This window comes from Amycolatopsis sp. NPDC114478 (genome assembly GCF_055633805.1).
In genome coordinates this window covers 1-1,002 of sequence record NZ_JBVKDO010000068.1, presented here as the reverse complement: position 1 = coordinate 1,002, position 1,002 = coordinate 1, and the positions used below count along the sequence as shown (strand labels likewise).

Annotated in this window: 2 rRNA genes; both read left to right on the top strand. The window is 55.3% G+C overall.

The window, feature by feature from the left end:
* Positions 1–89: ribosomal RNA gene (locus ACZ7OH_RS51900) — 16S ribosomal RNA — on the top strand; the annotation flags it as partial.
* 329 nt (positions 90–418) lie between these two features.
* Positions 419–1,002, top strand: a 23S ribosomal RNA gene (locus ACZ7OH_RS51895); the annotation flags it as partial.

Here is a 1,002-nt window from a genome sequence, read left to right as displayed (position 1 = left end):
GGAGGGAGTGGTCGAAGGTGGGACTGGCGATTGGGACGAAGTCGTAACAAGGTAGCCGTACCGGAAGGTGCGGCTGGATCACCTCCTTTCTAAGGAGCACAACACATCCACGTTCCCGGGATACCCGGAACCAGAGCGTGGGGTGGGCGCGGTTTAACACCCGACTGTGGTGTTGCCGGGCTTGCTCAAGGAATTGTGGAACTACTGGTTATGGCTGATCTTGGTTGGCAAAACCTTTTCTAGTACTGATCGCTTGCGGTCGTGGAACGAGGAGCCGGCGCCTGGAGGGTCAGTTGTTCGCTTGGCACACTGTTGGGTCCTGAGGCAACACGCCTTGGGGCTAGAGCATAGCCTCAGGAACGCTGTTTGTTTCTGGTGTGGTGTTTGAGAACTGTAGAGTGGATGCGAGCATCTTTGTGGTCAAGTTGTTAAGGGCACATGGTGGATGTCTTGGCTTCAGGAGCCGATGAAGGACGTAGGAGGCTGCGATAAGCCTCGGGGAGCTGTCAACCGAGCTGTGATCCGAGGATTTCCGAATGGGGAAACCCAGCACCAGTGATGTGGTGTTACCCGCACCTGAATATATAGGGTGTGTGGAGGGAACGCGGGGAAGTGAAACATCTCAGTACCCGTAGGAAGAGAAAACAACCGTGATTCCGTGAGTAGTGGCGAGCGAAAGCGGAAGAGGCTAAACCGTGCATATGTCAAGCTGTCAGGCGTTGTATGTGCGGTGTTGTGGGACCCAGCGTCGAGGATCTGACAGTCCTCGGAATGATCACGTATGTTAGTGGAACGCCTTGGGATGGGCGGCCGGAGTGGGTGAGAGCCCCGTACGCGAAAACATGTCGTTGATTGTTTGTTTGGTGTTCCCGAGTAGCAGCGAGCTCGTGGAATTTGCTGTGAATCTGCCGGGACCACCCGGTAAGCCTAAATACTTCCTGAAGACCGATAGCGGACGAGTACCGTGAGGGAAAGATGAAAAGTACCCCGGGAGGGGAGTGA